Annotated in this window: 7 protein-coding genes and 1 pseudogene; 4 read left to right on the forward strand and 4 right to left on the reverse strand. The window is 59.8% G+C overall.

All coding sequences use genetic code 11. The features are described 5' to 3' along the window. The first annotated feature begins 1 nt into the window (after window position 1). The 3 genes from fdhF to VL003_RS00895 all read left to right on the forward strand — a co-directional run bounded on the left by fdhF (window position 2) and on the right by VL003_RS00895 (window position 4,036). Entirely contained in the window at window positions 2–2,878 is a 2,877-nt protein-coding gene (fdhF, locus tag VL003_RS00885) for a formate dehydrogenase subunit alpha (protein WP_325438640.1), read from the forward strand. A 74-nt stretch (window positions 2,879–2,952) separates the two neighbouring features. Beyond that, window positions 2,953–3,744 carry a formate dehydrogenase accessory sulfurtransferase FdhD gene (gene fdhD, locus VL003_RS00890; RefSeq protein ID WP_414708208.1) on the forward strand — a complete coding sequence of 264 codons (792 nt, stop codon included), beginning with the start codon at window positions 2,953–2,955 and terminating at the stop codon, window positions 3,742–3,744. Window positions 3,745–3,778: 34 nt separating this feature from the next. Further along, window positions 3,779–4,036, forward strand: coding sequence for a formate dehydrogenase subunit delta (locus VL003_RS00895; protein ID WP_325438644.1), 258 nt, complete (start codon window positions 3,779–3,781; stop codon window positions 4,034–4,036). Window positions 4,037–4,690: 654 nt separating this feature from the next. Here VL003_RS00895 and VL003_RS00900 read toward each other — a convergent pair. The 3 genes from VL003_RS00900 to VL003_RS00910 form a co-directional block, all read right to left on the reverse strand. Further along, entirely contained in the window at window positions 4,691–5,155 is a 465-nt protein-coding gene (locus VL003_RS00900) for a universal stress protein (protein ID WP_325438646.1), read from the reverse strand. A 107-nt stretch (window positions 5,156–5,262) separates the two neighbouring features. Then, complete coding sequence (locus VL003_RS00905) at window positions 5,263–5,604, reverse strand: protein tyrosine phosphatase family protein (protein ID WP_325438648.1); 342 nt, start codon at window positions 5,602–5,604, stop codon at window positions 5,263–5,265. Between the two features lie 85 nt (window positions 5,605–5,689). Next, window positions 5,690–6,436, reverse strand: coding sequence for a ChbG/HpnK family deacetylase (locus VL003_RS00910; RefSeq protein WP_414708207.1), 747 nt, complete (start codon window positions 6,434–6,436; stop codon window positions 5,690–5,692). An 80-nt stretch (window positions 6,437–6,516) separates the two neighbouring features. On the opposite strand from VL003_RS00910, the gene VL003_RS00915 reads away from it, so the two are divergent. Then, complete coding sequence (locus VL003_RS00915) at window positions 6,517–6,906, forward strand: GtrA family protein (RefSeq protein ID WP_325438652.1); 390 nt, start codon at window positions 6,517–6,519, stop codon at window positions 6,904–6,906. On the opposite strand, the pseudogene VL003_RS00920 reads toward VL003_RS00915, so the two are convergent. After that, a pseudogene (locus tag VL003_RS00920) lies at window positions 6,866–7,164 on the reverse strand (hypothetical protein); the annotation flags it as partial. The gene VL003_RS00915 and the pseudogene VL003_RS00920 overlap by 41 nt on opposite strands.

Here is a 7,164-nt window from a genome sequence, read left to right on the forward strand (position 1 = left end):
CATGCTAGAAACCATTGTTCAACGCGAACGCGACTTCGGCACCCCCGCCTCGCTTAGCACCGAAACCGTTACGCTTACCATTGACGGCGTCGAATGCGTCGTGCCCGAAGGCACTTCGGTCATGCGCGCCGCCGCCATGGCCGGCATCAATATTCCCAAGCTGTGCGCCACCGACAGTATCGAGGCCTTTGGCTCGTGCCGGCTGTGCCTGGTCGAAATCGACGGCCGCCGAGGCTACCCGGCTTCGTGTACCACCCCGGCCGAGTCGGGCATGGTCATTCGCACCGAAACCCCCAAGCTGCACGACTTGCGCCGCAACGTCATGGAGCTTTACATATCCGACCACCCGCTCGATTGCCTCACCTGCCCTGCCAACGGCGATTGCGAGCTTCAAGACATGGCCGGTGTGGTGGGCCTGCGCAATGTGCGCTACGGCTACGAAGGTGCCAACCATCTTAACGACGCCACCGATTCGTCCAACCCCTATTTTGACTACGACCCTTCCAAGTGCATTGTGTGCAGCCGCTGTGTACGCGCATGCGACGAGGTTCAAGGCACTTTCGCATTGACCATCGACGGCAAGGGCTTTGCCTCGCGCGTTGCCGCGGGCCAGAACGACGCCTTCCTCGACAGCGACTGCGTTTCGTGCGGCGCCTGTGTGCAGGCCTGCCCCACATCGACCCTGGTCGAAAAAACCGTCATCATGATGGGCCAGCCCGAGCACTCGGTTATTACCACCTGTGCCTATTGCGGTGTAGGCTGCTCGTTCAAGGCCGAAATGAAGGGCGACCAGGTCGTGCGCATGGTGCCCTGGAAAGACGGCCAGGCCAACCGCGGCCACTCTTGCGTAAAGGGTCGTTTCGCCTGGGGCTACGCCACCCACCAAGACCGCATCACCAAGCCCATGATCCGCGCCAGCATCAACGATCCCTGGCGCGAAGTCAGCTGGGACAAAGCCCTGGGCCATGCGGCGTCCGAGCTCAAGCGCATTCAGGCCAAGTACGGCCAGAACTCCATCGGCGGGCTTACTTCCTCGCGCTGTACCAACGAAGAAACCTATCTGGTCCAAAAGCTGGTGCGCGCCGCATTCGGCACCAATAACGTCGACACCTGCGCACGCGTCTGCCATTCGCCAACCGGCTACGGGCTTAAAACCACGCTGGGCGAATCTGCCGGCACACAAACCTTCGACTCGGTCATGTTCACCGACGTGGTCGTGGTTATCGGTGCCAACCCCAGCGCCGCCCACCCCGTGTTCGCCTCGCGCCTTAAAAAGCGCCTGCGCGAAGGCGCCAAGCTTATTGTCATCGACCCGCGCAGCATCGAGCTGGTCGATTCGCCCCATGTCAAGGCCGACTTCCATCTGCCAGTACGGCCGGGCACCAACACTGCCCTGCTCACCGCCCTGGCCCACGTCATTGCCACCGAAGGCCTGATCAACGAATCCTTTGTCGCCGAGCGTTGCGAAACTCCGGCGTTCGAGCAATGGCGCGCCTTTGTTTCGCAACCCGAAAACTCGCCTGAAGCCACCGAAGCCATTACCGGTGTGCCGGCCGCCGACGTGCGCGGCGCCGCCCGCCTGTACGCCACCCAGGGCAACGGCTCTATTTACTACGGCCTGGGCGTTACCGAACACAGCCAGGGCTCGACCACGGTCATGGCCATTGCCAACCTGGCCATGGCCACGGGTAACCTGGGCCGCGAAGGCGTGGGCGTAAACCCGCTGCGCGGCCAGAACAACGTACAGGGCTCTTGCGACATGGGCTCCTTCCCGCACGAACTGCCCGGCTATCGCCATGTTTCCGACGATGCCGTACGCGGCCAGTTCGAGCAAGACTGGGGCGTGCGTCTGCAACCCGAGCCGGGCCTGCGCATTCCCAATATGTTCGACGCAGCGCTTAGCGGCTCGTTCAAGGGTCTGTACTGCCAGGGCGAAGACATCGCCCAATCCGACCCCAACACACAGCACGTGGCCGCTGCCTTGTCGGCCATGGAGTGCGTCATTGTTCAGGATATTTTCCTGAACGAAACCGCCAAGTACGCCCATGTGTTCTTGCCAGGCTCCAGCTTCCTTGAAAAAGACGGAACGTTCACCAACGCCGAACGCCGCATCTCGCGCGTGCGCAAGGTTATGGATCCCTTGGGCGGGCTGTCCGACTGGCAGGTTACCTGCGCACTGTCCAACGCCATGGGTTACCCCATGAACTACAAGCACCCCAGCGAGATCATGGACGAAATCGCTCGCCTCACACCCACCTTCGAGGGTGTGTCGTTTGCCAAGATCGACCAGTTGGGGGGCAGTGTGCAGTGGCCTTGCAACCAGCAGGCACCCGAAGGCACGCCCACCATGCACGTCGACGAATTCGTACGCGGCAAGGGCAAGTTCATGATCACCAAATATGTACCCAGCAACGAGCGCAGCACACGCAAGTTCCCCTTGCTGCTTACTACCGGCCGCATACTTTCGCAGTACAACGTGGGCGCACAAACACGACGCACGCCAAACTCGCTGTGGCACAGCGAAGACGTGCTCGAAATGCACCCCGCCGACGCCGAAGACCGTGGCATCAAGCAAGGCGACTGGGTGGCGGTGCAAAGCCGCGTAGGCGAAACGGTGCTTCGCGCCGATATTACCGAAAGGGTGCAGCCGGGCGTGGTGTACACCACCTTCCACTTCCCCGAATCAGGCGCCAACGTCGTTACCACCGACAATTCCGACTGGGCCACCAACTGCCCCGAGTACAAGGTGACGGCGGTACAGGCGCGCCTGGTAACCCAACCTTCCGAATGGCAGGCAGGCTGGTCGCGCTTCAGCGATGTTCAGCAACGGTTGCTGAGCGAGCGCGAGCGCGACAGCGAAACGGCTATTCAGCAGTAGGCCCGCAGGTGCAATCAGTCGAACCAAACCTTGGCACCGCAACGCCCGACGAGCAGTCGGGCCACGCGGCCCATATGGTGCATCGGCATGGGCCGGGCTTGGCGGGCACGTCCGAGCTCGACGCACTGGCCCGCGAAATACCCATCGCGCTTGAGTACAACGGTATTTCGCACGCGACGGTACTGGCCACGCCGTGCGACCTCGAAGACTTCGCCTACGGGTTTTCGTTTACCGAGGGCGTAGTGCGCTCGGCACGCGACATCTACGACGTCGAGCTCACTACGCGAGACCAGGGCATTGTGATTCAACTGAACATTGCCAGTGCTTGCTTGAACCAACTCAAGCTGCGGCGACGCAGTTTGGCCGGTCGCACGGGCTGCGGTTTGTGCGGGCTGGAAAGCCTCGACGAAGTACAGCGCGAGCTTCCGGCTTTGGCCGCCAGGCCGGCGTTTGTGCAGGCACAAGCCATTTCGGCGGCCACCGAAGCCTTGCGAGAGCTGCAGCCGCTGCACCTTGAAACGGGCGCAACGCATGCTGCGGCGTGGGCCGACTTGCAGGGCAATATACGGGCGGTGCGCGAAGATGTCGGCCGCCACAATGCGCTCGACAAGCTCATCGGCCACTTGTTGCGCACCGGTGCCAATACGTCTGACGGGTTCGCGGTTATTTCCAGCCGGGCAAGTTTTGAAATGGTGCAAAAAGCAGCGGCGGCAGGCATTTCTGCGGTGGTGGCGGTGTCTGCACCCACTTCGTACGCGGTGCGCATGGCCACAGAACTTAATGTGATGCTGGCCGGTTTTGCGCGCAAGAATGTGTTTACGGTGTACGCGCACCCCGAGTTCCTGGTCCCTTACGAATCAAAATAGATGACGCAGCCTTGTGCGCGTTAAGGAAGCAGCTTTGAACAACATCGATCATCTTATTCAAATGGCCAACAGCATTGGCGATTTCTTCGAGGCCCTGCCCGACAGGCAGGAAGGCATCCACGGTATTGCCGATCACATCAAAAAGTTCTGGGAGCCGCGTATGCGAACGGCGATGCTTGAGTTTTTAGACCAGCATCCAGATGGGCGCACACAGGACGCTGAGCTTAGCGAAATGGTAAGGGAAGCAATCGTGTCGAACCGGGAGATGCTGTTGCCCAAGGTTGTGAGTTAAGGATTTATCAGGCTGTATTTGTGTTCTTAAGCGCTATGGGCTTCTTAAGCGCTTTTGGCGTTAGGCCTGGGCTGCCATTTGTGTTCTAAAACGCCGTTGTGGGCGAGATGGTGCAGGCCGGGCGGTCGGGCGGTTTGTGGCAGCGCCCTCCAACGCCCGTCCTGCACCATCTCGCCCACAACGGCTTACCATTGCGGCTTGCGTAAGTGGCTCGCGTAAGCGGCTGGCGTAAATACACAGTTCTTCCGATCGGCTCAAATAGAAGCCCTCAAACAGCTCAAACATAAGCCGTCGGGGGTGGGTCCTATTTGGCGGGCGTTGGGCGCGCCGCGTTTTCGGGCTTTGCGCGGGGGGTGTCGGCGGCAGCCTGTGTGAGCTCCGTAGCCGCGCAGCGGCTAAAGGGCGAGTTCTGCCGACGCCCGCGCAAAGCCCGAAAATGCGGGTAGTCCCGCGAAGCGGGACCGCGACCTCCGCCCGCCAAATAGGGCCCACCTCCGGCGGCGCCTTAGAACTCAAACCGCCACTGCACATTTTCATCCGTGCACGTTTAACCAGCAAACATTTAACCAATACACGTTTCATCAAAAAAAAAGCGGCCACCAAGCCGCTCTTTCTTTTGAACCCGGGCAGACAACACCCGGCATACGAAGCCGTTTATTCCACCGGATCTTTAACCCGATAAACCAGTACAGCCGTGCGCGCCAAGCCCAGCACCTTGACCGTTACGCTGCCAAGCAAAAGACGCGACAAACCTGTTCGGCCGTGGCTGCCGATGAAGATAAGATCGCAGCCGTTGTCGTTGGCCGCCTGCACAATACCGTCAGCCACGTTGAAGCTGGATACCGTTTGCGCCGTTGCCGTAACCCCGGCGGTAGAAGCGCGGTCGAGCACCGCCTGCAGATACTTTTGAGCCTGCTCGGCAGCCGTTTTTTCATAGTCTTCGTCGGTAATGGCATAGGCCGCCGCCATGCCATCGAAGCCCACGGTCGCCGCAAAAGGCTGAGTGACATACAGCGCGACGACTTCGGCGCCGATTTCGCGAGCCAGGCAAACGCCCTTGTTCGCAGCCTGAGCAGCAAGAGGGGAGCCGTCGGTGGGAATCAGGATTTTCTTGAACATTACGGTTTCCGTTGGTTGTTATACGATGGCTCTATGCTAGAGCAGAACGACACCAAAAACATACAGGTAAAAACGCCAAGTTTGCGCCCGGTCAAGGCACCGCCCGGTTAACCGCCCTTTACGGCGCGATACAAGGTGGTGCAGCGGCCGCCGCTGCGGCAATACGCCAAAATAGGCGTCGGCAATTCGTTTAACAATTGGCCGAATCGCTCGACATCCTGGGGGGTTATCGCACCGCTCACCACCGGCTGGTACTCTACTTTCAGCCCGGCTGCGCGCGCTGCTTCAATAACGGCTGATGACGAGGGCTGATCGGAGCCGCCTTCGTAGTCGGGCCGGTTGATAATGACGCTTTTATAACCTGCTTTGGCCACAGCACTCATGTCTTCGGGCGTAAGCTGGGGCGCGACAGCAAAATCGTCGCTTAGCGGATTGATAGGTGTAGCCATGATGTTTCTCCAAAAATTCCTGCGTAACGCCACTGGTGCTTGAATGCGAGTGGCCCTGGGGCGAAATAGTAGCCTACGCCCAGGCCTAAGGCTCTGTCGCAGGAAGCCAACCACCCACTTTTTGTTCCAGCAGCACATTGAATTCGGCAAGGCGTTGAGCGCCCATTGGGTCGCCGCTATCTGCCCAGGCGGCCGGGTGGCACATGATCAGGTCGCCCTCTCGGGTGTTCTTCAGCCACGCTGCAAATAATGCTCGATACGCCGATTCGCCGCCCCGAAAATCATACACTCCTGCAAACCGGGCATTCAAGCGAAAGCCCTCGCGGCGGGCAAGCCTGCCAAACGCGTTGGCGCCCAATATCTGTATTATTGCCGCCTTTAGACGATACTTGCCGGGTATCCCTTTCAAGGCAGTGGCTTTGGTGTTGCGCAGCCAGGGCCTGGCGCCCTTGAGATACCGCCGAGCAAGCGTTTGGATCAAGGCTTCGCGTATTTGCGGCAGTTGATGAATGTGCTGATGTCCGTCGACAAAAGCGGGGGCTTTACCCATGACGGCATGAAAGGCGTCGATCTGCGCATGGATCTGAGCCTTCACAGCCTGGACATCGAGCTGGCGCAGGTATGCCCGACGTATCAGCGTCGACAGCGGCAAATACACACCCTCGCGCCCCATGGGTTCGGTGAAGTTCAGGTGCAGGCCTGTCTGCGCGCCGCTGAGTGCCAGCCGTGCCGCATTGGCCTCAAAAGTGGGCCCATGCGCCAGGCAACTGGCTGCGGCAAGACGCCTCTGCTCTGCCAGGCGTATGATGCCGAAGTCAACGGCTTCGTTCATGCCAAAGTCATCTGCGCACAAGACCACGCCGTTTGTTTGATTACCTGCGCTCACAGCCCCTCTTTTGGAAAAAATCGTCAATGTTCAATCTGTTCAAGCAGCTTGCCTGGTTCGTGGCAACGGGCTGTGCCGCTGCACTCACCCACTGGCTGGTGGTGGTGCTGTGCGTGCAACAGTTGGGCCTTGCCCCGTTGCTGGCCAATTTCGTGGGCTGGCTGGTGGCATTTGGCGTGTCGTTCCTGGGTCACTACCACCTTACCTTCCGAGCGCAGCGAGGGCCCTGGGCGCGCGCTGCAGGGCGGTTCTTTTTGGTGTCGGCGTTGGGGTTTGCGGTTAACGAACTGGCCTATGCCTACTTTCTACATACCACGGCCGTACGATACGACGTTTTACTGGCCATGATCTTGATAGGCATGGCGGTACTGACCTTTATTCTAGGGCGATTTTGGGCGTTCCGGCACAAATCTTGAAACGTTTCTCGGGCGTCAGGCCCCACGCGTGAAGGCCTCCTGCCGAGATATCGGGATCAGCGGGCTCCATTCCCGGCAATTTATCGAAGGCCGACGCCGACCCCACCAACCACAGAGTGCCTGTTTGCGGCTCACACAGACGCGTGCTCAGCTGGTCGAGGCGTACCAGCAGCTCGTTCGCATGCCGCCGATCAAACGGAGCCGCATCAAAAAGTTCTTTGCGCCAATTATCGATATTGCGTATGTCTGGCGCATTCC

This window comes from Pusillimonas sp., assembly GCF_035515275.1.
Classification (GTDB): domain Bacteria; phylum Pseudomonadota; class Gammaproteobacteria; order Burkholderiales; family Burkholderiaceae_B; genus Pusillimonas.